This window comes from Pantoea sp. PA1 (assembly GCF_056856975.1).
Genome location: NZ_JBXGEE010000009.1, coordinates 58,779 through 81,391 on the forward strand (window position 1 = coordinate 58,779; position 22,613 = coordinate 81,391).

Annotated in this window: 22 protein-coding genes and 2 pseudogenes; 8 read left to right on the top strand and 16 right to left on the bottom strand. The window is 53.7% G+C overall.

From position 1 onward, the window contains the following. Window positions 1-732 precede the first annotated feature (732 nt). On the top strand, window positions 733-936 hold the full coding sequence (locus tag AC1V0D_RS21325) for an Hha/YmoA family nucleoid-associated regulatory protein (protein WP_482908051.1): 204 nt from the start codon (window positions 733-735) through the stop codon (window positions 934-936). Window positions 937-1,418: 482 nt separating this feature from the next. Continuing rightward, a pseudogene (locus AC1V0D_RS21330) lies at window positions 1,419-2,071 on the top strand (integrase core domain-containing protein); the annotation flags it as partial. A 245-nt stretch (window positions 2,072-2,316) separates the two neighbouring features. Here AC1V0D_RS21330 and AC1V0D_RS21335 read toward each other — a convergent pair. Both AC1V0D_RS21335 and AC1V0D_RS21340 read right to left on the bottom strand, forming a co-directional pair. Then, the gene (locus AC1V0D_RS21335) at window positions 2,317-2,637 is read right to left on the bottom strand and encodes a VOC family protein (RefSeq protein ID WP_482908072.1); all 321 of its coding nucleotides are present in this window, start codon (window positions 2,635-2,637) and stop codon (window positions 2,317-2,319) included. Between the two features lie 516 nt (window positions 2,638-3,153). Then, window positions 3,154-5,121 (bottom strand): sigma-54-dependent Fis family transcriptional regulator, encoded by a 1,968-nt coding sequence (locus tag AC1V0D_RS21340; protein WP_482908052.1) that lies wholly within the window; start codon window positions 5,119-5,121, stop codon window positions 3,154-3,156. Between the two features lie 186 nt (window positions 5,122-5,307). Here AC1V0D_RS21340 and AC1V0D_RS21345 point away from each other — a divergent pair, with 186 nt between their 5' ends. The 4 genes from AC1V0D_RS21345 (at window position 5,308) to AC1V0D_RS21360 (ending at window position 9,565) form a co-directional block, all read left to right on the top strand. Next, window positions 5,308-6,756 (top strand): sugar porter family MFS transporter, encoded by a 1,449-nt coding sequence (locus AC1V0D_RS21345; RefSeq protein ID WP_482908053.1) that lies wholly within the window; start codon window positions 5,308-5,310, stop codon window positions 6,754-6,756. A 12-nt stretch (window positions 6,757-6,768) separates the two neighbouring features. Further along, complete coding sequence (locus tag AC1V0D_RS21350) at window positions 6,769-7,782, top strand: Gfo/Idh/MocA family oxidoreductase (protein WP_434149094.1); 1,014 nt, start codon at window positions 6,769-6,771, stop codon at window positions 7,780-7,782. Next, window positions 7,782-8,561 carry a TIM barrel protein gene (locus AC1V0D_RS21355; RefSeq protein WP_482908054.1) on the top strand — a complete coding sequence of 260 codons (780 nt, stop codon included), beginning with the start codon at window positions 7,782-7,784 and terminating at the stop codon, window positions 8,559-8,561. Before AC1V0D_RS21350 ends, AC1V0D_RS21355 begins: the two co-directional genes overlap by 1 nt. 86 nt (window positions 8,562-8,647) lie before the next feature. Further along, complete coding sequence (locus AC1V0D_RS21360) at window positions 8,648-9,565, top strand: substrate-binding domain-containing protein (RefSeq protein WP_482908055.1); 918 nt, start codon at window positions 8,648-8,650, stop codon at window positions 9,563-9,565. Window positions 9,566-10,533: 968 nt separating this feature from the next. Here the strand turns inward: AC1V0D_RS21360 and repA are convergent. From repA to AC1V0D_RS21400, 8 genes and pseudogenes are all read right to left on the bottom strand, one after another. Further along, entirely contained in the window at window positions 10,534-11,469 is a 936-nt protein-coding gene (gene repA / locus AC1V0D_RS21365; RefSeq protein ID WP_482908056.1) for a plasmid replication initiator RepA, read from the bottom strand. Between the two features lie 899 nt (window positions 11,470-12,368). Beyond that, on the bottom strand, window positions 12,369-12,962 hold the full coding sequence (locus AC1V0D_RS21370) for a thioredoxin domain-containing protein (RefSeq protein ID WP_482908057.1): 594 nt from the start codon (window positions 12,960-12,962) through the stop codon (window positions 12,369-12,371). Window positions 12,963-13,328: 366 nt separating this feature from the next. After that, entirely contained in the window at window positions 13,329-13,670 is a 342-nt protein-coding gene (locus tag AC1V0D_RS21375; protein ID WP_482908058.1) for a hypothetical protein, read from the bottom strand. Between the two features lie 167 nt (window positions 13,671-13,837). Further along, window positions 13,838-14,218 carry a hypothetical protein gene (locus tag AC1V0D_RS21380; RefSeq protein WP_482908059.1) on the bottom strand — a complete coding sequence of 127 codons (381 nt, stop codon included), beginning with the start codon at window positions 14,216-14,218 and terminating at the stop codon, window positions 13,838-13,840. 91 nt (window positions 14,219-14,309) lie between these two features. After that, window positions 14,310-14,726, bottom strand: a complete 417-nt coding sequence (locus tag AC1V0D_RS21385; RefSeq protein WP_482908060.1) for a hypothetical protein — start codon at window positions 14,724-14,726, stop codon at window positions 14,310-14,312. A 244-nt stretch (window positions 14,727-14,970) separates the two neighbouring features. Further along, entirely contained in the window at window positions 14,971-15,261 is a 291-nt protein-coding gene (locus AC1V0D_RS21390) for a hypothetical protein (protein ID WP_482908061.1), read from the bottom strand. Continuing rightward, window positions 15,258-15,569, bottom strand: a pseudogene (locus tag AC1V0D_RS21395) (type-F conjugative transfer system protein TraW); the annotation flags it as partial. The pseudogene AC1V0D_RS21395 and the gene AC1V0D_RS21390, both read right to left, overlap by 4 nt. A 111-nt stretch (window positions 15,570-15,680) precedes the next feature. After that, entirely contained in the window at window positions 15,681-16,073 is a 393-nt protein-coding gene (locus AC1V0D_RS21400; protein WP_482908062.1) for a type IV conjugative transfer system pilin TraA, read from the bottom strand. A 209-nt stretch (window positions 16,074-16,282) separates the two neighbouring features. Between AC1V0D_RS21400 and AC1V0D_RS21405 the strand changes: the two genes are divergently transcribed. Beyond that, entirely contained in the window at window positions 16,283-16,888 is a 606-nt protein-coding gene (locus AC1V0D_RS21405) for a hypothetical protein (protein ID WP_482908063.1), read from the top strand. 495 nt (window positions 16,889-17,383) lie between these two features. Here AC1V0D_RS21405 and AC1V0D_RS21410 read toward each other — a convergent pair whose 3' ends face one another. Continuing rightward, on the bottom strand, window positions 17,384-17,779 hold the full coding sequence (locus AC1V0D_RS21410) for a relaxosome protein TraM (RefSeq protein ID WP_482908064.1): 396 nt from the start codon (window positions 17,777-17,779) through the stop codon (window positions 17,384-17,386). An 802-nt stretch (window positions 17,780-18,581) separates the two neighbouring features. On the opposite strand from AC1V0D_RS21410, the gene AC1V0D_RS21415 reads away from it, so the two are divergent. Further along, entirely contained in the window at window positions 18,582-19,115 is a 534-nt protein-coding gene (locus AC1V0D_RS21415) for a lytic transglycosylase domain-containing protein (RefSeq protein ID WP_482908065.1), read from the top strand. A 22-nt stretch (window positions 19,116-19,137) separates the two neighbouring features. Here AC1V0D_RS21415 and AC1V0D_RS21420 read toward each other — a convergent pair whose 3' ends face one another. The 5 genes from AC1V0D_RS21420 to AC1V0D_RS21440 all read right to left on the bottom strand — a co-directional run bounded on the left by AC1V0D_RS21420 (window position 19,138) and on the right by AC1V0D_RS21440 (window position 22,596). Beyond that, window positions 19,138-19,959, bottom strand: coding sequence for a DUF932 domain-containing protein (locus AC1V0D_RS21420; RefSeq protein ID WP_482908066.1), 822 nt, complete (start codon window positions 19,957-19,959; stop codon window positions 19,138-19,140). Between the two features lie 49 nt (window positions 19,960-20,008). Continuing rightward, the gene (locus AC1V0D_RS21425; protein WP_167434914.1) at window positions 20,009-20,314 is read right to left on the bottom strand and encodes a hypothetical protein; all 306 of its coding nucleotides are present in this window, start codon (window positions 20,312-20,314) and stop codon (window positions 20,009-20,011) included. A 968-nt stretch (window positions 20,315-21,282) separates the two neighbouring features. Further along, complete coding sequence (locus AC1V0D_RS21430) at window positions 21,283-21,648, bottom strand: type II toxin-antitoxin system PemK/MazF family toxin (RefSeq protein ID WP_482908067.1); 366 nt, start codon at window positions 21,646-21,648, stop codon at window positions 21,283-21,285. Then, on the bottom strand, window positions 21,648-21,920 hold the full coding sequence (locus AC1V0D_RS21435) for an AbrB/MazE/SpoVT family DNA-binding domain-containing protein (RefSeq protein WP_482908068.1): 273 nt from the start codon (window positions 21,918-21,920) through the stop codon (window positions 21,648-21,650). Before AC1V0D_RS21435 ends, AC1V0D_RS21430 begins: the two co-directional genes overlap by 1 nt. 280 nt (window positions 21,921-22,200) lie before the next feature. Continuing rightward, window positions 22,201-22,596 carry a DUF1380 family protein gene (locus tag AC1V0D_RS21440; protein WP_482908069.1) on the bottom strand — a complete coding sequence of 132 codons (396 nt, stop codon included), beginning with the start codon at window positions 22,594-22,596 and terminating at the stop codon, window positions 22,201-22,203. Window positions 22,597-22,613 lie beyond the last annotated feature (17 nt).

The window sequence follows — 22,613 nt, forward strand, 5'->3', positions numbered from 1 at the left end:
CTAAGCGTTGCAGGCTAATATCATTACGGCCCAGGAATCACGCCTGCTGATGCAGGCACACCCCAACATCTTTTGGCCGCACGCTTTTCGGATATGTGATAACAATAAGTATTCGTTAAGCTGCAGCGTTTCCTGAGTGTTGCAGATGGCGCTTTTCATTACAGGGAGCTTGACGAATTTGCTATAAATTTATTAATTTGAAGTGATGTTGAATTATGAGTATTTATTGCTCGTTCTACAGCAGTAGAATCATTACTGAGCTGGCGGGCCGAAAAGAATTCTTTAACATTAATCTTTTCAGATGCTATCCCATTGATAATTTAAATCCATATGAAATGATCGTTAATGCGCCAGACTTATAGTAGTTTCATAACTGAGTAGTCAGAAGGCGGCGGTGAATCTCTCCTCAGCGGAGGGGTGACAAAAAATTATAATTCTGAGGGGGATGATGATTCTGTCACGGAAATATAAAAATTCTTACCGGGAGGCACCCGGCACCACCGTATTCTTTACTTTTATGAAAAAAGATCGTATTGATATCAACCTTGCAGAAAAAATTTTCACAATTGATGCCAAATACAAATTTGCCTCGCGTTATCTATTTTTTACTGGAATTATATTTGCTGTTACTCGGACATGTCAGCATTACTGACAATTAGTGTTCTGGGAATTTAGTCAGCCATCTTTTCATCAATAAATTTTAAGCTACTTACCGTTCTGAAGGAAATAATCATGACCCGATATCAATGGCTGTTAAAGTTCCGTCGCTGTAGAACACTGGATACGCTTGAAAAGGTTTACGAGCATCTAACTTATACTGCTGATCCTGATCACGAATTATTAATAACTCAGGCATACGACCACCGTAAGGCAGAGCTGGCTGCAGGTCAGCTCTTCGACCGCGTGCCGGGATACATGTGGAGATTTGTAAGGTGAATGATTTAGTTTAGAAAAAAAACGCTCGCGGCGGGCAAACATGCAGCTAAAAATTTTAGTCATGTTGCACGAATCAATCTTTATATGCAAAAAAACCAGGCATCTCAGACGGTGTATTCTTAATTAAGTTTCAATCGAATCGGATTGCTTTGTCTTTTCTTAAGGTACACTAAAGCTGAGTTGACTTCCCCTGGATCATAAACAAATCGGTTAGTAATGTCGGTTTGATTACCTTCTGATTTTTTACTTCTCCAGCTCGCTAAAAATTCAGATGGCGTCTTGCAACTCGGCTATTGTATTCACACCTGTTTTAGTTCCACACTCTTTTAAGAGTTCCGCGTTTTTAGCCATCGGCCGATATGCTCCGCCGTCAAATTATTCAGAGATTCATGAGGCTATTGATTGTCAAATTCAGTCAGTCATGACCTGCTACCCGTTGATTAATACACCGCGATGTCAGTAATGTCTTTATAAGCCCCATGAAGAAGCATTTTTCCGACGCCACGTTTTATACCTGGCGTAAGAAGTATGGCGGCATGGAGGTGTCTGAGGTTAAGCGCCTGAAGTCGCCTGAGGAAGAGAACGTCAGACTCAGGAAGCTGCTCGCCGGGGCCATGCTGGATAAGGAGGCGCTTCAGGTGGCTCCTGGGCGAAAGTACTGACGACAGACAAGAAGCGCGAAGCCGTGGTGTTGATGTGTGATGCGACCGGTCTGTCGCAACGTCGAGCCTGCAGGCTGACTGGTTTGTCCCTGTCGACCTGCCGCTATGACGCTCAGCGTCCGGCGGCTGATGCCTATTTATCAGGGCGCATTACTGATCAGGGCCCGGAGTTTACCTGTCGCGCGCTCGATCAGTGGGCCTTTGAGCATGGCGTGGAGCTGCGGCTTATCCAGCCCGGCAAGCCGACACAGAACGGATTTATTGAGAGTTTTAATGGACGCTTTCGCAATGAATGCCTGAATGAACACGGGTTCAGCGACGTCAGTCATGCCAGGAAAACCATCAGCGAATGGCGTCAGGATTATAACGAATGTCGCCCGCACTCCACGCTGAATTATCAGACGCCGTCTGAATTTGCAGCGAGCCGGAGAAAGGGTAATTCTGAGAGTGAAGGATCCGACATTACTAACTGAGTTTTGTATTTAATCCTGGGGGCAGGTCAAACATCCCTGTTGCGCTCCGACTTCAGTTAAGGAAGAAAGCTATACAACGCTCTCCAAAAGCTGCTTTGCCTGAAGATATTCATAGCTGGTCAGCTCAATCTTATTATCGCTAAGATCGTTAAAGTACACAGACATAGATATATCGTGATCGCATACGGTAAACGGGATGCCTTTAGCGTTGAGAGCAGGCACAAGACTGAGAAACGCAGCCGCTTCTACAGCGAAAGCCACCGTATGGCCGGGGGATGCTTATTTTTCCTGAGAAACAGGGAAAGTGATGCGCCGTTATTTCTGATAACTAGCGGCCCTCCCTGCTCAAACCAGAAGTACAGCGAGTCGTCGCGGGAAAAGCCAAAAACCTCCTGGTACCAGCGTTCTGCCAGTTCAATGTTCTCGACGTATACGTGTATGTGGTCAATCTTCGTTATCTTCACAGTCGTCTCCCTGATTGTTATTACCAAAGAGACTCTCTTAGTCATTTTTGATAAACAACCCGCCAAGCACATGACAACACTCGATTTACCATAAGATCTCATCGATGGCAGCTTCCGATATTCAACATAGAAGTCGTTTAAAAGGTCCGCTTCTGGCACAAAGCTGCCTGCTGAAAGGGGCGGATGACCGCTATGAGCGAGGAGCGGACGACTATCGATCCGATTTAATCAAGCCGTAAACGGACTTATGTATCTTTCCTGGCTATTGAGCCCGACCTGTTTTCGATGCTGAGAGGGGAAAAGCGTATGCGCACGAGCGAAGGCTAAAAGATTTCTTCCTGCATAACCCGCCTTTTTTTACAGCATACCAGCCTGCGTGTATCACGCTACCGCCCTCAACAAGGCATGGCGAGCGCTTGGTAGCCTTGCTTTTTACTTCCTGCTGAATGTATCAGGCAGATGATTCTTTCAAACAAACGGGAATGGCGACTAACGTAAAACAGACATTTCCCCCAAGTAATGCATTGAGCCTGTAATCTACGGTACTCGTAGCGAAACGAGCGTGTGCCGACAGAAGAATTGGACAGACTGAAATTCTGCTCTGTCAGCAGTCAGTTGTCAGCGAATCGTTTTTCTTAAGACGCGATAATCCACATTCCAAGCATTGAGCTTGTTATAAAGCGCTGTGCGGGAGATCCCCAGCTGTTGTGCAGACCGGCGCAGGTTTCCCTTATGTTCATCAATGACCTGCATGATAAAGGCATGTTCCATATGTTGAAGAGAGGATGGGGCATCCTCATCCAGATGGACATGCGTAGCTTGTGACGCCTGCATTGATTCAGGAAGGTCTGCATTGCTAATTTGCAGCCCTTCACACAGGTTGACGACGCGCTCGATCACATTTTCCAACTCGCGGACGTTGCCCGGCCATGCCCAGGCCTGTAAGCACGCCATAGCCTGTGGCGTGACCGCAGGCGGAATGCGCTTCAGACGCGTGCAGAGTGCCTGAATGAAGTTGTTCACCAGTTCCGGAATGTCTTCGCGACGATCACGCAGCGGCGGAATTTCCAGTGAAATTACATTCAGTCGGTAAAAGAGATCGCGCCGGAATGCGTTTCTCTCCACGGCTTCAGCTAAGTTGCAGTGAGTTGCCACGATAATGCGCACATTCACTTTCACTGGCTGCGCTGCGCCGATACGCAGCACTTCGCCCTCCTGCAAAACGCGCAATAAGCTGGTTTGCGCTTCAAGTGGCATCTCACCTATCTCATCCAGAAACAGGGTTCCGCCGTCAGCCAGTTCAAATTTGCCTGCGGAACCGCCTCGACGTGCACCAGTGAAGGCGCCATCGGCATAGCCAAACAGCTCGCTTTGCACCAGATCGCGCGGTAATGCGCCACAGTTCAGGGCGATAAACGCTTCCTGCTGACGGGGGCTCGCATTATGAATGGCCTGAGCAAACAACTCTTTGCCGGTGCCGCTTTCACCGCTGAGCAGCACTGTGCTGTCAGTGCGGCTGCTGATGCGTGCCTTGTGGATCGCCTGTTGCAGGCGCGGCGAATGGCCCCGAATCATCTCAAACGTGTAACTGGCGTTCACACCCATTACCCGTCGCGTAATGGCGCGGATACGCTGATTTTCACGCAGTGACAGAACCCGCCCGCCATCCGGTGCGGGCATTAACGATATCAGGCAGGAAAGAGGAGCGAGGCCTTCCGGCCTGAACTGCAGCTCAAGGTCATTACAGAAAGCCATGGACAGCAGCGAACCGCCCTGCGGTTTCAGCAGCGCATCAATGGGGGCGTCGCCTGGGTCAAGTCCGCTGAAAATCTGGCGCGCATAACGGTTGAGCGTTTTGATGCGGCCCTGTTTATCACAGACAATGACGCCCTCATTCAGCGTCTCCAGAATGGACTGCTGTTCAGCCAGCAGGCGTCGTAGCGTCAGTTGCTGTCCGATCGCTTCCGCTGCCGCCTGAACCGTCCCGAGAGTGTGGGCGTTAAAACTATCCGGCGTGGCGGTCAGGGTCAGCACACCAATCAACTGGCCACCGGCATCGCGGACCGGTGCCGCAGCGCACTGTCGGCGGCGTTTACGCAGATCAAACTTCCAGTTCTCTCCGCTCAGCACGTACACCAGCCGCTGTTCAATCAGGCAGCGTGCAGTACAGTTTGTTCCCAGAACCTCTTCACGCAGAATGCTGCCAACGGGCGTCAGGTCGGCACCGCAAAAATGCAGCGTAACGCCCTGCGCATCGGTGAGGTTAATGTGACCATCCGGGTTATAGGCGAGCAAATTTTCCATAATGCTGCGCGCCACCAGAATCAGTTCGGCATTGCTCTCAAGAATGGCCGTGAGTTCACTGGCCGGCGGTGCGGTGTAGATAAAGCGATGCGGATTGATTCCATGCTGCTGCGAACGCTGCCATGACTGCAGGATGGTATGCCGCACTGCTGGTGGCTGTTCGCCCTGTATAAAGCTCTGCCAGCTTTTCCACAACAGCGCGTCCCAGCTATCAGCTTCTTGCCTGTCCGGCAGGCTGAAAATCGCATCACTCTCATCGCGTAATAACAATTGCTGATTCACCGCCGACTCCCTCAGGAATAAATGTCCATTTTATTGACATGTTAAGTTTACATGTAAACTTTGTTTCCATTTTGTGACGCAAGGCTGTGTCATCGCTCACAAATTTTCCCGGGATTTGGTTGGCATCATCTTTGCAAAAGGGGTTGCAGTGATGTGAATCCAGCAAGCGAAGGGAAATAAGTGATTATGCGCAAACATAATTTACGACTGATTCTGTTTATCTGTGCCATTGCTTCACTGAGTGGTGTGATCCTGGGTTATGACGCTTCAGTGATTTCAGGTGTCATCGATCCGCTGACAGAACATCTGAACTTAACCCCCTGGGAAAGTGGCTGGGCGGTGTCAAATGTCATTCTTGGCTGCATCGTCGGTGCATGGGGCGTTGGCTTTATATCGGATCGTATCGGCCGTAAATCGACACTCATCGTCACCGCCATACTGTTTGTGCTCTCCGCGGTGGGCTCTGCGCTGGCGAGTTCTCTGACAGATTTTGTTCTCTGGCGACTGACAGGCGGGCTGGCGGTCGGAATGGCTTCTGCGATTACGCCGCTTTATATCGCGGAGATTTCGCCGAAAGACTGGCGCGGACGGATGCTCGGCCTGCAGCAGATGCTGATGGTCGGCGGACAGGTGACGGTGTATATCGTGAATTACCTGATTGCACGCGGTATGCCGCATCAGTGGATTGTCAGTGAAGGCTGGCGCTGGATGCTGGCCTCCGGCGTGGTGCCCTGTGCGCTATTCCTGCTGCTTGTGCCGTTTATGCCAGAGTCACCGCGCTGGCTGGCGCTGAACGGCAAAAAAGAGCGCGCCCTTGCCGTGCTTACCCGCCTTTCAAATGCCCGGCACGCCGAGCGACTGTTACAGGAGATTCTGACGTCAAATCAGGATGACAGCATCCGGACCAGTCAGCGCGGCATCCTGCGGGATGCGCGGGCCCGCTATATCCTGATGATTGGTTGTGCCATTGCTATTTTGCAGCAGATTTCCGGTATCAACATCCTGCTCTATTACGCGCCGTCACTGCTGCAAAACGTCACTGCCAGTACTCAGGCTTCCCTGTTCCACAGCATTTTCCTTGGCCTTGCGCTGCTGGCTGGCGTGGCTGTTTGTCTGAGTACTATCGATCGTCTGGGCCGGACGCCGCTGCTGCGCTGGGGAGCACTGGGATGTGCGATCTGTATGGCGTTCACCGCCTGGGCTTTTATTGCCGATGCTGGCGGGATACTGCCGGTGACAGGACTGTTGGCCTTCGTGCTGATATTTGGCCTCTCATGGAGCCTGGGTGCCTGGCTGCTGATCTCTGAAATCTTCCCTAATCGTATTCGCGCCGTGGCGATGGGCTTTGCGTTTGCCTCAATGTACGTGGCGAATTTTATCGTTACCCAAAGCTTCCCGATGATGAACCGCAGTCGGGTGCTGATGGAACACTTTCATGGTGCCTTCCCGCTGATGTTGTGTGCGGTGGGATCGCTTATCGCGTTTTGGTTTGTCCGCCGATTCTTACCGGAAACCCGGGGCGTTTCGCTTGAGCAAATTGAACCGCTGATGCTCTCTAAATCCCGTCGCTTCGCCGCTGATGCGCAGCGACCTGATCAAAACCCTTCCTCGCCCGCCTGGGCTAAAGCGAAATAACAAGGAGTTTTTATGAACCATCAAACAGTGCGCGTGGGTTTAATTGGCGCCGGTCGCATGGGCAGCTTCCATGCGGAAAATCTGGCCTGGCGTGTGCCTGGCGCCACGCTGGCGGCCGTGGCAGATCCCTTTCCTGGCGCGGCGGAAAAGCTCGCCAGCCGGCTTGGAGTCAGCAAAGCGTACAGCGATCTGCATGCGCTGCTGCAGGACGATGAAATCGACGCTATTGCGATAGCTGCTCCGGCCAGGACCCATGCTGAGTGGGTGATTGCCGCGGCTAATGCCGGCAAACATGTGTTCTGTGAAAAGCCTATGGCTGTTACGCTGGAAGAGGCTGACCGCGCCATCGCAGCGGCAAAACAGGCTGGCGTCGTATTGCAGGTGGGCTTTAATCGGCGCTTTGATTCGGGCTTTGCGGCAGCGATTGCGGCGGTAAAAAACGGTGAGAATGGCACGACGCAGCTTAGCCGATCTGTGACGCGTGACCCTGGCCTGAACGATCCCGCTCCAATTCCGCAGTGGACAATCTTCCTTGAAACGCTCATTCACGATTTTGACACGCTACTGCACTTCAACCATGGCGCAAAGCCGGTTGAAGTCTATGCGCTGGCTGATGCACTGGTTCGCCCAGACTTCAAAGATAAAGGGTTGCTGGATACCTCAGTTGTCACTATTCGCTTCGACAACGGTGCCATTGCGATTGCTGAGGCGAACTTTCAGGCGGTGTATGGCTACGATGTGCGTGGCGAGGTTTTTGGCAGTAAGGGCATGCTTCAGGCGGGCCACATCAACGCCAATCACTGCGTACGTTACACCGCCAGCGGCATAGCGGTCGATACGTCCCGGCTGGATTCAGATCTGCTGCGCGAGGCCTATGTGGCAGAGATGACGGAGTTTGCCCGTTGTATCCGCAGCGGTGAAACGCCCCGCGCCACCGGGGAGGATGCGCGTAACGCGCTGGAAATTGCGCTGGCCTGTATCGAATCTGTGCAACGCAATCTGCCCGTTAAGCTGGGAGTTCGCTGATGGCCGGATATCAACTTTCCGTATGCGCTGAAATGGTTTTTCTGGAGCTGCCGTTTGTTGAGCGCGTAAAACGCATTCACGAACTGGGTTTTGGCGTCGAAATCTGGGGATGGGCCAGCAAAGATATTGATGAACTGGTGGCGACCGGTGCGCGCTTTACCTCTATGACCGGTTATCTGAGTGGCAATCTGACGGATGAGGAGGATATCCGGTTGCTGCTACAGAGTGCTGAAGCGTCGCTGGCGGTGGCTGAACGTCTCGACTGTCCGGTACTGAATCTGCATGGCACCGGGCTTGACGATCGCGGCCTGCCGGTAAAGCCCGTGACAACGGTAACGGGCGCAATGTGGCTGAAAGCCGCCGATACGCTGCGGCAGATTGCGCTTCTGGGCGAACGTGCCGGACGGGTTTTCACCCTCGAGAACCTCAACCTGCCGGTCGATCATCCGGGTACGCCCTTTGCCCTGGCATCTGAGACGCTGGCACTGGTTGAAGCGGTCAACAGCCCGGCCCTGAAGATGAATCTGGATCTCTATCATGCACAAATTGGTGAAGGCAATCTGATTGAGCTGTTGCGGCGCTGCGGTTCAGCTATCGGGGAAATTCAGGTTGCCGATGTACCGGGTCGCCAGCAGCCGGGCACCGGAGAAATCAATTACCGTGCTATCGCACGAACGCTGCAGGAGATGGATTACTGCGGCACCGTCGCCATGGAGGGCTGGGCCAGCGGCGATAGCACGGCGGCTATTCAGCAGTTCCGCGAACACTTTACGTTGTAAGTGCAGTGCGTCGGGTGTTTGCCTGTTACCTGACGCAAATTAAGTCAGTAAAAACAATAACAATCTCAACCCTACAGGAACACACCATGAATATCAGAAATCTTGTTATGTGGCTTTGCTTGCTGCTGTTCAGCGCAGGTTGCAGCGCCAAAACCTTCACCGTTGGCGTAGCGCTGGCTAACTTCGACCTGAACTTTGTCTCAATCCTTCGCACTCAGATGCAAAAAGAGCTGAATGCCAGCCAGCTCAAAAGCCAGTTTGTTGATGCGAAGGGCGATGTTGCGCTGCAGGTGCAGCAGGTGGATGACTTTATCAACCAGGGCGTGGACGCCATTATTCTTAATCCTGTCGATACCCAGGGCGTTTTACCGATGATCAATGCGGCAAAACAAGCCGGTATTCCGCTGGTTTTTGTAAACCGAAAACCGGAAGTGAAACTGGCCGAAGGTATGGCGTATGTGGGTTCTGATTCGGCGCTGGGCGGCGAAATGCAGATGGAAGCGCTGGCCAAAAAAATGAACTACAAAGGCAATGTGGCCATTCTTATGGGCGCGCTTTCGAACGAAGAAGCACGTGAGCGTACCCGCGCGGTGGAAGCCGTCATCGGCAAATATAAAAACATGAAGGTCATCGAAAAACAGACAGCGAAATGGCAGCGCAATGAAGCGGTAGATGTGGTTTCAGGCTGGCTGCTGAATCAGCGCCCGATTGATGCCATCGCTGCAAACAATGATGAGATGGCAATCGGTGCCATCATGGCGTTGAACCAGGCGAAGAACGACAAAATTCTTGTCGCCGGTATCGACGGAACACCGGACGGACAGCAGTTCATTAAAAATGGCAGAATGGCGCTGACCATCTTTCAGGACGCCAGAGGGCAGGCCACCGGCGCGGTAGAGGTCACCAAAGCGCTGCTGAATAAACAGAAGGTTCAGACGCTTAACTGGGTGCCTTATCATCTTATCACGCCTGAGAATTACACGACATTCTCGGCTAACAAGTGACCCTTTATTTACGCTGGTTAGGTAGCTTATCTTGATGCTGAGAAAGAAAGCAGGCTCCGCTTCTGGCACAAAGCGGACATTAAGCCCGGTTATTTCCCGGCCTTTATGCTGCGAACGAGGTTGGTAAGCAATTCACAAGCAGTTCCTGAATGCCGCGTCAGCGACATGGAGGCGCCAGATGTTCTTACAGCAGTGTACAGTGGTCAGACGGCGCCGTACGCCCGGCGCAGCCGGTTACTGCCTGACATATTGCGCTACCCAACCCCTTCCTGCTAAGCCAGACGGCCTCAAAGCGATGACTAAGCCAGTCTAATCCCGAAGCCCCGGTGAGCGGGCTGTACGGCGCAGAGCGACGTACAGGGCGTGATTTCCGGGGTCTTGGTTTTACTGTTCACTATGAACAGTAAAACTTAGAGGATTAGTTACACCATCCATTAAAGCCACTCCTGTTCCGGCCCGATGGGCCGGGGCCGGGGCGGCCTGTCAATGGGCACTCGGAGTTTCAGGTCGACTCCGGTTCTGGCTGAGAGGGGCTGGAAGTTTCAGGTCGGCTCTGATGCAGTTTATGAACTCCTTTTGAGTGTTGTAACTATTAACGGCACCACGCCCGCCGCAGGCAGAAGTTACTTCAGATTCTGAGCGGCGCGGACGCCTGCGGCCGCTGCAAGCGAAGGCTTCATTAATCCCTCAGAATAGCCTGACTGAAAACCTTATTTTCTTTTTGATTATTTCTTTATTGACCAAAGGTCAGGAATGTCTTGCGGGTAACGTCAGACTCGCTTGCAGGTAAGGCTAGCTTTCCATTTGCGGGTAAATGTGGATAAAAAAAATCAGCACACGAAACGGCTGAATTTATGTGGTTCAGCGTGCCAGAAGTTCATGCCGGCAGGAGCAAAACCAGGGTGTTCTGCAGGCGGCACAAACGACTTTACCGCCAGTCAGGGCGGTTAAAATCAAACGGGGAGACGTCAGTGAACGACGTCGGGATGCGCGGGCTCGTAGCCGAGTCCCAGCTCCAGCTGGTTAAGATGCTGCCACACCAGGCGATCAAAGCTTTCGGCATCGAGGTTAATCAGTTCGTGGTTCGGCCGCGTGCGGATGAGCCAGCTGGCCATCGTGCTGCGCCGTTCGTCGAGAGGAAGTCTGCCCAGCTTATTACGACGCTTCTCCCGTACGGCCTTCTCACGCCGGCTGAGCAATGTCGCTATACGGGCTTTTTCATACCAGCGCCGGCGGGCAGCACGAACGGAATCACGCGTACCGGGTTCAAGAATCCCTTCTTCTTCAGCTTCGATGCGCTGGTTTCGCTGTAACAGCAGCTTATCCATGTTAACGCCGCACAGCTGCCAGAAACGTTCCGTGAGAATAATATGCCGGGGCATCCAGTACTGTTCGATCGGGTCCCATTCCAGGTGTGGCATTTCAATCAGGCCAAACCGGGTCAGCTCCGGGAACAGCCGCGACAGTCGGCAGGCTTCTACCCGGGTTTCGGGGATGACATGGCCATCACTGTCTTTCGGGCTGAGTTCACTGGCCAGCCGGCTGACGTTAACGGTCACAACCCAGGTGGCCATGTCGGCACGCTGAACAAGCAGAGGAAATATTGCATCGATAAGCGCACGCCGTTCCGGCCGGAAGTGCCGATCACGACCCGCAGCTTTACGGTACTGGGTGAAGTAAGGATGGAGTGACGGCCGGAAACGCAGCTTCCACTTACCGCTGGCCTTCTCTTTGACGACCAGACGACGCATGGCATGGCCAAATTCACCCGGAAGCGGGCGATAGCCGTCAGGTGCGAACCACTGCGGATCAGGACATTTGCAGGTGACATCATGATCGCCGCGGCGACGTCTGTCACTTTCTGAAGTCGGGCGGTTTAACCCGATTAAAATCTGGTCATTCACCCTGTCCCGTACTTATGGCGGACAGGGGTTGTCTTATGAATAGCATGCGTTATAATCCTTCACAGGCGCTGCGCCTGCTTTTGGACCCCCTGATTTCTGCCGTCTTCCGCCAAGTTGAGACAGATTTCAGGGGGTTTTTGCATTCAGAACCCGATGAAACGCGGACTCCATACCCTGGACGTTTTTGCGGATACGTCCTATCCGGTTAGTTCATTCCCGCGCCGCGCATGATCGGCCACAGGTTTACTGCAAACCCTCATCGTCAACCACCACAGTATCTGACAAGGATCTAAAAAGGATCGCCGCCCGGCGAATTCTGAAAAGAATACCCATCTCACCCGCTTAAATCCAGCACAGTTTGCTCATAGCACGAATCGTATGGATAAAAAAAGTTCACCGATAAACTTTACCGTGACCGGGTTCACATCTGCGGGCTGACTTAATCCAAATCACGCGCCTGGCGGGACGGTGATTTTCGGAGGATTTCTGAGAGAGGTATTTACTGATATTCAGGCAGCCGACTGTGGTGGGGTCGTCGACAATCGCTTTTAACTTACGACGGGCAGGGCGGTCAGGCTGAGGCGTACCGCAGCACCGCGAGGAACGAACAGCCTGAGTGGCATGGCCGTCATGGGGTAAAGGTTCTGGCGGAATAGCCGATACCCCGGAGAATGCCCGCTGGCTGGCGCTAAAGGGCAGACTGACAGGCTTCATCGTCCCGGCCCAGTGCCGGGATTTACTATGGCCACACGCGATAAAGATTTTTACAGACTGGCCGATACTCACTCATACCGTCAGTAGTATTGCGATTGCTTCAGGCGGTCTTTTTCCTTTCTGGAGTGATGTACCCGGCCCTGATCCCCTGAAGCCGGGTTTTTTTTAGCTTTTTTCTGCACGTGCTATGGCCTGCTGCATGACCTGTTCGCTGACCACCCCCGGGCCGTTGTGTTGTCTGCCGTGGCATTCTCGGCCGGCATCACGATAATGCCCGGCGTTCCCGTCAGCCCCAGCATCTCAGCCAGAGCCGCGTTGTTCTCCGTAACACGGTCAGACACGGCTTTATCTTCGTCTGAAGCCGCACCTGCACCGGCGGCGGCAGCCACCTTCTCAATGTCTTCTGCCGTCAGCTTCCCTTCGTTATGCCCGGTCCGGTAAATGCCATTATGGAATGCCAAGTACGCATCTGCCCCCTGCTTCCGGTAAATACCCAGTCCGCGGCGTGAAGCCTGCTCTGATCCCGGATAGCGGGCGGCAAAAATGGTCCAGTCCCGGAACGCAAAGCGAACACCGGCGTTTGCAGACATCACCTTTTCCATCACCGGCGCCATCATGCTGCAGGCGATGCATTCGTAATCGAAAAACTCGGTCACGATAACTTTTGAGTCCGCCGACCCTTTGCCGTAGCCGGTGACCGCCCAGCTGTAGTCAACGTGCCGGTCAGCGAACGTGGCTGCCGGATCGATAACCTTCAGCCCGCCATCATTGCGCAGCACAATCTCACCGTTGTCGCGCAGCTCTTCAACGCGATACTGTTCGTGTGCAGCGTGACCGGCCTGCTTCTGGGTTTTACTCAGGCGGACGCTGTCACCCGTGCGAAGCTCAATAGAGCGGGTCTCAAAAACCTCAATTTCAGTGGCGTTGAGTTCCTGCGGCGACCAGAACTGCGTGCGCCCCGCTTCATCCTTCAGGGTGATGTTGCCGTTTGCCTAGTCAACGCCGGTGACGTGCAGGTACCGCTGACTGGCCATCACCACCTGCCCGGTTTACCCAGCGCCCGTCGCCGGCGTTGCTGGTCGCTGCCATGACAGGCTTCGCCATGACACCTGCCGTGAGCAGGCAGATTATAAGGAGGAAACGTTTCATGAGCCTCTGACCTCTGTTTTACTGCGGAGCCAGACGCATACCGGGCTGTCGTCCGTGTCGTGAATGCTGCCGGTAAACCAGCCGTCGTCCGCGGGCCCGGACGGCTCCCAGCGGCTGCAGTCACCGGTCCTCCGGAAGGCCTGCATCATCCAGTCCGGAGCGTCGTTTTCCATCCAGGTGAAGGCGGCCGCCAGGTTATGTGCGGTAAGCCAGGCCTCAAACTCGCCGGGCTGCGGATATTCATTGCCGTCAGCGGGCACGAAAAATTCAGGATGCGTCCAGCCGCCCCAGCGATCGCGCACGACCGGCTGAGCCGATATTTCAGCAGGGTGTGTCATAGGGTGAGATTCCGTAAAGACGGCAGCGGAACTGCCGGGGTCAGACGTTAAACGGGCCTGCCTGCGGGGTGCAGGCTGAGGCGTACCGCAGCAGCGCGAGGAACGAACAGCCTGCGCACTGCGGGCAGAAAAAAGGATTCAGGTGGCCGCAGCCACCCGGGGAGGATTTACTTCACCGCGCGGCACAGCCTGCCGGCGATATCGTCGAGTTCACGGTCATAGCTGGCACGCTCGGCCGCACTGAGAAAGCCCTGCTGCTTTACGTAGCCGTCAGCATCTTTTCTGACCCGGCCGGCCTGCTGCCACAGCTGCTCAGACTGCGCTTCGGTCAGGTGACGCGCCTTGCGGGCGTTACCGATATCGGCCTGCAGCACGTTAACGCGTACCGATATGTGCGCCTGAAGCGGGTCTTTAATACTTCCGCCAGTTTCCCCCTTTACGTCATGCTGAGCCTTTATGTCGCATGACGGCCACTCCTGTGTAAATGACGAAGCGGCTGCAACATGGCCGGCCGCCAGCAGTAAAAGGCCGAATGTCAATTTTTTCATTGCCTGTATTCCTTTGTGTGAGTATTCACGCGCAGAATTATAGACCAGCCGTTGTGAGCCACGGCACCGAGGTACTGCATCCCGCGTGTCGTTATTCTGTCGACTCAGGACCGTGGTCGCGCCTGACAATGTACCAGCCGGCCGCCTCCGCTCCTCGCAGACAGCAGTCGGTCCAGCTGCCGGTGTAGTCATTCTGTTCGGCATCCCGCAGCATTGCCTCCGCAGCGTCGTCACTCTGGCGCGGGTTCAGATAGCGGGAACGCGCCTTTACGATGGCGATACCCACACGAGCCCGTACAGCATAAGGCAACGCAACCTTTGACCGCGGCCCGGTGCGAAGCGCAAAGCCTTCCGCCTCCAGCGCGCCGCTAAATGCTGCCAGCATGCACTGCCAGTAATGGCTGTTCGCCTCAGCAGCTGCCAGTTTTGCCATCTCGCGACTGCCAAACGGTGCCGGAGATGATGAGACAAAAGCCACGCGCATCGTATCCGGCCTCGCCGGAATCATTCGCCTTCCGGCCCTGACGATGACAATAGCCATCGCTATCAGAACGATGCAACCACCCACGGCTGGCAACTGTCCCGTAAACGCACGGATGCTTTCCGGCGCCAGTGAGAATTCGGCACGACATAAAGGTGGGGCTTGCACCGCCCATTCTGTCTGCATTACTGGCTCAGCGTGAGACTGAACAGACGACGCCACGACCGGTTCAGCAGAGAACGCCCCGTTACTCACCGGATGCTTTACAGAATCAGCCTGCATGTGCGCCCTCCCCTTCAGGTGCCGGCTGCATGCCGTGGCGTCGCATAATCTCACCCACGTCCTTATCCGTCAGGGAAGCCAGCAGGATTTCCGACCGGACCTCTCCGCTGCACGCCATCAGCGTCTGCAGCGCGGCGCGCAGGATCACCGACTCTGAATAAAGCGGAAACTCGGCGGTCATGCGGCGAAGCCCGGCTTTGTCGTCATCGTCCAGGCGCACCTGGGCGTTATGACGCTTTACTTTATGAGGCGCGGTCTGCCCCTGTGTGCTGTGACTCATTTCAGTGCCACCTCCTCTACCCGGAGCATCCTGTCCGCGCGCGAGATGCGCACCGGCGTGTGCTCAAAGCCGATTTTTGTTGTTAACGTACCGTACTGGTCGAAGTAAACCGGCTCATCCAGCGCGATGCTGCTGTCGTGCACGTTGCCCTTTACCAGGATGACCTTAAAGTTCTGCTGCCCCGCGAGCTGCGGCTTCAGCCACGCCATCTGCTGCGGATTATCACCGTCCACGAAGTACAGCGTCTCGCTGAAGGCAATTCTATCCAGCGGATTAACTCTGTCGCCCGCACGCGCGATGACGTTGCCCGCGCACGCAAGGATGAGCACGGCCTCCTCTGTAGGGAGTCCGCCGAGGCGTTTCTGCTGATTGAGGGTTTCCGGGAACTGGTACTGAAGCGATTCCCCGTTCATGCGGGATTAACCGGCCAGGGAGAAGAAGGTGCGGGTGATAACGATGAGGAAAGCCAGACCGCCGACGAACAGCATCGGGTTGCGCGTTTTAATATATGCGCCAATCGAGATGATGATTTCGCCGATGTAAAACCCCCACTCAACGGTACTGCCATGACCGAACGTGTCTTTGGCATCCTGCTTCTGCGTGGCCAGCAGGTCAGTAGCTCCTGCAAAATGCGGCAGCGCAAAGACGGCAATGGCAAGGCAGGCCAGCATAACGTTCGTGCGGTAACGGTGAATCAGGGTAAAGGCGCGTCGTGCGATGCCGATAAGTCCCTGTGCCGCCGTTCCGCTGCGCGGCGGGCAGGCTTCCGCAGACCCCTGCACCAGTGCAGGGTGTGACGTGACAACTTTCATGTGTAAAACCCTCAATTTGAGTTAAAGAAATGTCAGTGTGCGTAAACAGACGTAACGCGCCGTAAGTGTACATTTTCTCAAAAAAAAAAAATCTGTGACGTATGTCACATTTTTAAGGACCCTCATGCATTTTTTTAGGATTAATCCTTAAATGCGGTGGCGTACGCTTGCTGCCTGTCCGGTTGAACTCCTGAAGGCGGTTCTGAAGCATGAAAGTGAAAGAGAATATGGGCGACGGTCGCGGCCGTCCGAGGAAATATGCCAGAGGAGAAATGCAGTACAGGAAATTATGGCTGCCGGAAAATCTCCTGATGGAGCTGCGCGTGGCTGCACGCGTCAGGCGATATACCACCAACGATGAAATTATCAGCCGGCTTATTGCGTCGATGCACTTCTCGCCACGCAGGCACATTATAAAAACGGATGAGGGTCAGCGACTGGTTGCGCTGGCGAGGATGTTCGACGAGTTTATTCAGTCCAGGCTGGATATTATGCGTGAAGAATATCAGCCGGATGAGTCGGTGCGTGCGGAAAAGAAACCGTTCGTTCCGGGAAAGAATCGCGCATTCAGCAGCAGCTTTCCTGAAAATCTGCGACGGGATATGGAAATCAGCGCCCGGTTTAACCGCCGGAGCATGAATATGGAAATACAGGAACGCCTGCTGGACTCACTGAATTATTTAACGGAGCAGCAGCTGCCGGAAAATGAAGAGGTCAGGCGACTGCGGGAGCTGGCGATATTATTTGACGAGTTCACACTGGAAAAAGTTGTTGTGGCAGAAAACCCATTGTCAGATAAAAAACCGGAGACGTGAGTCAGTTACCAGACCCCTCGCCCGATTATAAAAACAGTTTCAGATAGCACTTCTTTTTCACCTCACAGCAAAGGTTCGCGTATCGTTACAGCTGTACGGGTCAGCCGGCCCGTACAGCGCTGGCGAAACCTGCCCTGAAAAAAAATGAATAAAACATATATATAAATAAACGAGCCAGCAGAATTGTTCGGTTCACGCATGAAAGTTATTCTGAAAAAGAACCTCCGGTCCCGCACAAATTGCAATATAACTGCCGCGGTGCAGCCTCTGCTGTTATGCGCTGCTCAGCTGGTGATATCACATCCACAACGACAGCTTAAGGCGTGAATAACAGACAGGATGAGATATTACTCTGTGTAAATTCAGCGGACTGAGTAACGTCACAAGAAAGAATAAACCGGACGTGACACTGACAGGGGGCTGGTGCTGAGGCTGAAGTGACGCCGGCAATAAATTACTCAGTAGTGATTTATTACCGGTAATGTAACGGGTCAGTTAATTCTGTTCTTCCTTAATAAAATGTTTACTCTCCGCTTTATCCTCTGCGGTACTCATTCCCGTCAGGTTCTGGTCAATCATCTCCTCAAGCGCCTGCGGCCCGGACTCACCGCGGATATGCAGATACATTTCCGTCAGCATGGCCATCATGATGCTTGTTCCTTCGCGCGTGCCTGCAACGCGACGTATTAAGTCGCGGTTAAATTCCTCTGTATCAAACTTATTTCCTTCACCCTGATGTTTCTTGACCATCAGACCGATTCCCACCAGTTCATTCACCACGGAGGAGAAGTTTACCTCACCGTGGGTTGCCCCGTTCTGCAGCTCTATCTGCACCAGCTCCTGGACTTCTCTTTCGTTTTTTTCTTTGAAGTAAATGTTTCTGCGCGCCATTTCCGTATTCCCTGTAAGACAGGGTATATTTTACCCTGCCTTTTTGATTTATTTAAAAAATATTTCCTGCACGGCACCAGCGTGACTGCCGCATTCGGATAAGATTGCCCTTCCTGTATTATTTACCCCGGTTTCAGTGTGTGTCAATCCGGCACCGTTCATTTAATCCGGGTGGTGTGTTAATCAGGCACTCCACCTCACTTCTGTGTGTGTCAATCCGGCACTTTGCACAATTTTCATACGAAAATCGCGACTTCAGTCTGTGAACGATGTGTGTCAATCCGGCACTGTACCGGCTTTTGATGTGTGTCAATCCGGCACTACAGGCCTTTTTCATGTGTGTTAATCCGGCACTGCACACGGACATACCATGTATAACACACTGTTTTTAATCAATAGCCACAATCAGCACACACCACAGTGCCGTTTGCAGTGCCGGATTAACACACAATCAGGCACCTCAGTAACACACAATCAGGCACTGCAAAGTGTGTTAATTAACACACAATTTTTATCATACAGCTAAAAAACGGCAAAAAATTAAAGTTAATCCTATGTTTTTAAACAACTAAACTGCAAGATTACATCTTGCGTGGGGTGTGATGAAATTTTACCTCTGAAGAGCGGCTTGTTAATTAACCCTGTCTTACCGAATTCTTTATATCCCGGCCGAAGTTCGTCACATGCCCGTCAGCGCACTGTGCGCGTCTGTAACGAATTATCTTGCAAGTGATGATCTGAGCGCGTATTTTTCACCCGAACCCGCCTGGCGCATTACGCGCACGCACGTGAGATTATCAGAATGAAATGGTCAGCTATCTTCGGGCTTGCCGCTGTATTCAGCGCGCAGGCCGCGCCGGAAATGTGTTTCACAAAGGCTGGTCAGGATTTCGGTATTGATCCGCGTCTGCTGATGGCGCATTCCATTCAGGAATCACGCATGCGTAACAACGCACTGAATACTAAAAGCAGCGGCGGCACGCATGACGTCTGCAATATGCAGATAAACAGCTCTCACTTTAACCAGCTGAAGAAATTCGATATTACGCGGGAAAGGCTGCTGAAAGATCCGTGCATCTGCATTTATACCGGTGCATGGATCGAGGCGAGAAACTTCAGGCAGTACGGCAGGAACTGGGACAGCGTCGGGATGTACAACACCGGCCCGAACCCGAAGCTGATCAGACAGCGTCGTGAATATGCGGCCATTATCAAAAGTATTTACCGCGTGCTGATTGCACGGGATGAGGTTTATACTGCAATGGCGCAGCGGAATAAAAATGCGCCCGCGCCGGAAACGTTTCTGGCTGCGGACGTGATACCTGACAAAAAATAACCCCGGCGCGCCGGGGTTATTTTCATGATTTGAGTTTTGCGAACTCCTCCGCCATTTTCCACAGCGCCTGATTCAGCTTTATATCGCCGTCGATGCCGGTTACCGGACGGGTGGTGGTTCTTTTTCCCTTCGCCGTTCTGCCGGGCACACCCCCCTTAATCAGATTCTCCTGCACGATATTAAACGCGGTCCACAGGTCGGTGCTTTTGTCATACCAGGCACGCGGCTGAATAATACGCTCAGCGGATACCGGCGGCTCTTTTCCGTCATATTTATATTCCAGCGCCAGCTGCCCCAGCAGGCGGCGTTCTTCGCTGTTAACCTGAATACCTTTCATCATGCCGATATTATTTTCAACCTTATCGAACACGCCCAGCACCTCATAAGCGCCTTCAATAACCGGCGACACAATATCACCTTTGTGCGGCACGCTGATTTCACCAAATGATTTCCAGCACACCAGGCCATTCGTGCAGACCTGCCGGAAAATACCGGGGATCATCTTATAACTGCTGGAGCCGTCATGACTGTTAAGCAATACAATTTCCGGCACCTCTTCGCCGCCGTTGTTATTTCCACGGCGCAGGCGGATCATGTGTTTGGTAAATTCACGGCGCTCCGGATCGCGCACGCGCGACTGGCTGGCAAAAAAGGGCTCAAATCCTTCTTCACGCAGTTTATCCAGCAGGGTAATGGTCGGAATATAGGTATAACGCTCAGAACGCGAATCATGCTTTTCTGCAGAAAACGCGCTCGGAACAATGCGCATCAGCTCGTCGTTATTCAGCGGGCTGTTTTTACGGATAGCGGTCGGGGCGGCATAGCGGGAAGCAAAACGGACCATAATTAATTACCTCTTAAATCTGAGTGTCAGCAGTGAAATAAAAAACGGTTTATAAAGCGGCCAGCGCTTCGCGGAATATCAGGTAACCGGTGTCGTACTCATACAGCGCCAGCGGCCAGCCGTTGTGCAGGTAAACGATCGCCGCTTCAGGCTCCTCCGTGGGCTCCTCCAGCGCATCGAGCTCAGCCAGCTGCGCACCATTAACCCCGCTGATGCCGGTGAACACGCCGTGCCTGTGCAGGTGATCGTACAGATCGCGAAACTGCGCCGGACTGAGCGCCCCGCCCTGCTTTTCAGCGCATGTTTTGGGAGATTCTGGCGTGGCGGTTTTGACGTTGACGTTCTGTGTGTTCATGGCATTTCTCCTGCTCAGGTGGGTTGTCATGTTTCGGTCGATCCAGTCGCGGCAGAGGGCAAAGGAGCAACGGCAGGCGGCAGATGCAGGGGCGCCGCAGGCGTGCATTTCACCCTTGCAGCTGACGAATGACGGTGCTACGACCAGCCCTCCGCGCCTGGACTGACCGGAACAGGCCCGCCGCGCGCGAAAACGGCATGAACACACCCCGGACGGCTATGCCGGTCCGGTCCTCAGCGGCCACGGATTTTCGTGGCCAGTGAACGCACCGGCGCAAGCCGGTTGCAGGGGTTGCGTCAGCGATGGAAACCCGCAGGGCAGAGACGGCCTGCCGGCTCTGTGCGCAGCATGACAGCGCGCCCGGACGCCCGGTGGGACAGCATTCTGCCGGCGACAGAAGGCATTTCGGGTCTGAGATGGGCTACTATTAGGGTTTTGATAAGACATAAATTCAGTGAGCAGCCAGATTTAAAGCCGATGAAGGAAACACATGCTCGCTGAAAAATTATGTATGAAGAGTGAACCGCAGGACTGCTGGCAGGAGAATCAGGCGTAACCTGAGAACCGGAGTGTATGGGCCAGTATCCTGTTATACCTGCCCGGTTAATATCAGCGGACTGGCCGGGATACCTCTATCCGCCAGGTTAATTTACACATACAGAAGACTGAATCAGACCATCATCCATTCTGTCGCATTGTGCTGTTCTGTCCTGATGGCTCCCCCATACAGTTGCCGTTCCTGCCAGCACGCCAATCAGACAACCCGTGATAAATCCTTTCCGTGTTTTCACCAAAGCAGCCCCTGCAAATCCGCCACCACAGGTACACAATATAAATACGAAAATGTGCATTACAGCTTGGATTATCTCCATGATTTCTCTCGACTAATTATTAATATTTTCATATCAGCACACCCTGTGTTAATGCCCCGGCTCCATGCCAGACGCAATCTATGCAGCTCTTCAGATTCATCGCGGATCGATAAGATCAACAACCAGAGATAAAATCTCATCCATGATGTGCGGCTCTACGGTAGCGGCATAGTTTGCTCTGCGTGCCGCCAGGTCAAGCGAGCGCAGCTGATAGCACAGCGCCACGCCTGTCACTCTGCCGGTGTCCGTGCTGTTGCCGTCCAGATACACGGTCACGCCCTGCGAGCGTGACGCCCCCCCGCCGCTCGTCACCGGCACGCAGACCGCTGTTCCCAGCGCTGCAACCAGCTCGCGCTGCGAAATCACCAGGTAGTAGTGCGGCCCCTTAAACTCCCGGCCTTCAACCGGATCGCCGTTCACGTGCCATATTTCACCCTTCTGCGGTACTCTCCTTGATACCATCAGATAAGCTCCCTGCCCTGCGGTCTGTCATTCTGTCCGTCTGCGGTTTCTTCGTTGTAGTCCTGGATTTGCTGCTGATCAATACCGGCCAGCAGCTGTGCTACGGTGCGCCTGCCACGTGGTACGCGTGCAACCGGTACGATGTTCACGGATTCGCCTTCAGCGGTTACGTCCAGCTCAATGCCGACGGTCCAGCCCGCTCTTGCAGCAATATCGCTGGGAATAGTCAGCACGACGGCTCCGCCCTGCTGTCGAAGTCTTGTAGATGCCATACATCCTCCTGTGTGTGACTAAGTAACACATAGAATACCACAAAGTGACACTAAGTCACACTTTAAAGCCGTATTTTTATTCACCTCACCCTTTCTGTCATGAATTGAAGTCGCTTCTGACAGGTGTTGATTGCAGCCTTCTTTTCCGCTGCATCGTACCAGAGGGGACAGGGACCGCGCCGTCAGGCGCGTGCCCTGCCGCTTTCGCGCCGCAGGCGCAAGGGGTTTTGCGCATCAGGAGGGTGGTGGCGGGCTTCCATGCCCCTGCCCGGCCCCCTTGTTACTGGTTAATGGCGAAGTATGCGCGCCTGAGTGCCGCCTGAATCGCGTCCGTTTGTCTGCCTGCGCCTGCATCCGGCAGCCTGCCCGCTGCCTGCACCAGTATTTCCAGATCGCCCGCTGACAGGGTCACGGGCCGGTTACGCTGTCCGGCGGCGTGGCGGATGTTATCAGCCAGTACGCGGAGAGTTTCGGCTCCCACGCCCGCTTCGTGCTGCGCATCCCTGTCCCACGTGGCGAGGTCGCAGACGATTTCAGCGGCGGTTTCTGCCGTTACGTGCTCCTCCCCCATAACCCGTATCACGTCTTCTTTACGCCAGATAATCAGCGTGATCTTCTTGTCGCCCTCAAACTGAATTTTCAGGTCGTTACACAGCTGGCTTGCGGTTCCGTACATGATTCTCTCCTTACCGG

Excerpts from the sequence above, each read along its gene's own strand:
- AC1V0D_RS21375 (WP_482908058.1), bottom strand. The coding sequence starts at position 13,670 with ATGACACACCCTGCTGAAATATCGGCTCAGCCGGTCGTGCGCGATCGC.
- AC1V0D_RS21440 (WP_482908069.1), bottom strand. The coding sequence starts at position 22,596 with ATGTACGGAACCGCAAGCCAGCTGTGTAACGACCTGAAAATTCAGTTT.
- AC1V0D_RS21345 (WP_482908053.1), top strand. The coding sequence starts at position 5,308 with ATGCGCAAACATAATTTACGACTGATTCTGTTTATCTGTGCCATTGCT.
- AC1V0D_RS21360 (WP_482908055.1), top strand. The coding sequence starts at position 8,648 with ATGAATATCAGAAATCTTGTTATGTGGCTTTGCTTGCTGCTGTTCAGC.
- AC1V0D_RS21415 (WP_482908065.1), top strand. The coding sequence starts at position 18,582 with ATGAAATGGTCAGCTATCTTCGGGCTTGCCGCTGTATTCAGCGCGCAG.
- AC1V0D_RS21380 (WP_482908059.1), bottom strand. The coding sequence starts at position 14,218 with ATGAAAAAATTGACATTCGGCCTTTTACTGCTGGCGGCCGGCCATGTT.
- AC1V0D_RS21410 (WP_482908064.1), bottom strand. The coding sequence starts at position 17,779 with ATGGCGCGCAGAAACATTTACTTCAAAGAAAAAAACGAAAGAGAAGTC.
- AC1V0D_RS21435 (WP_482908068.1), bottom strand. The coding sequence starts at position 21,920 with ATGGCATCTACAAGACTTCGACAGCAGGGCGGAGCCGTCGTGCTGACT.
- AC1V0D_RS21385 (WP_482908060.1), bottom strand. The coding sequence starts at position 14,726 with ATGATTCCGGCGAGGCCGGATACGATGCGCGTGGCTTTTGTCTCATCA.
- AC1V0D_RS21400 (WP_482908062.1), bottom strand. The coding sequence starts at position 16,073 with ATGAAAGTTGTCACGTCACACCCTGCACTGGTGCAGGGGTCTGCGGAA.
- AC1V0D_RS21350 (WP_434149094.1), top strand. The coding sequence starts at position 6,769 with ATGAACCATCAAACAGTGCGCGTGGGTTTAATTGGCGCCGGTCGCATG.
- AC1V0D_RS21405 (WP_482908063.1), top strand. The coding sequence starts at position 16,283 with ATGAAAGTGAAAGAGAATATGGGCGACGGTCGCGGCCGTCCGAGGAAA.
- AC1V0D_RS21355 (WP_482908054.1), top strand. The coding sequence starts at position 7,782 with ATGGCCGGATATCAACTTTCCGTATGCGCTGAAATGGTTTTTCTGGAG.
- AC1V0D_RS21420 (WP_482908066.1), bottom strand. The coding sequence starts at position 19,959 with ATGGTCCGTTTTGCTTCCCGCTATGCCGCCCCGACCGCTATCCGTAAA.
- AC1V0D_RS21325 (WP_482908051.1), top strand. The coding sequence starts at position 733 with ATGACCCGATATCAATGGCTGTTAAAGTTCCGTCGCTGTAGAACACTG.
- AC1V0D_RS21430 (WP_482908067.1), bottom strand. The coding sequence starts at position 21,648 with ATGGTATCAAGGAGAGTACCGCAGAAGGGTGAAATATGGCACGTGAAC.
- AC1V0D_RS21390 (WP_482908061.1), bottom strand. The coding sequence starts at position 15,261 with ATGAGTCACAGCACACAGGGGCAGACCGCGCCTCATAAAGTAAAGCGT.
- AC1V0D_RS21425 (WP_167434914.1), bottom strand. The coding sequence starts at position 20,314 with ATGAACACACAGAACGTCAACGTCAAAACCGCCACGCCAGAATCTCCC.
- AC1V0D_RS21335 (WP_482908072.1), bottom strand. The coding sequence starts at position 2,637 with ATGAGATCTTATGGTAAATCGAGTGTTGTCATGTGCTTGGCGGGTTGT.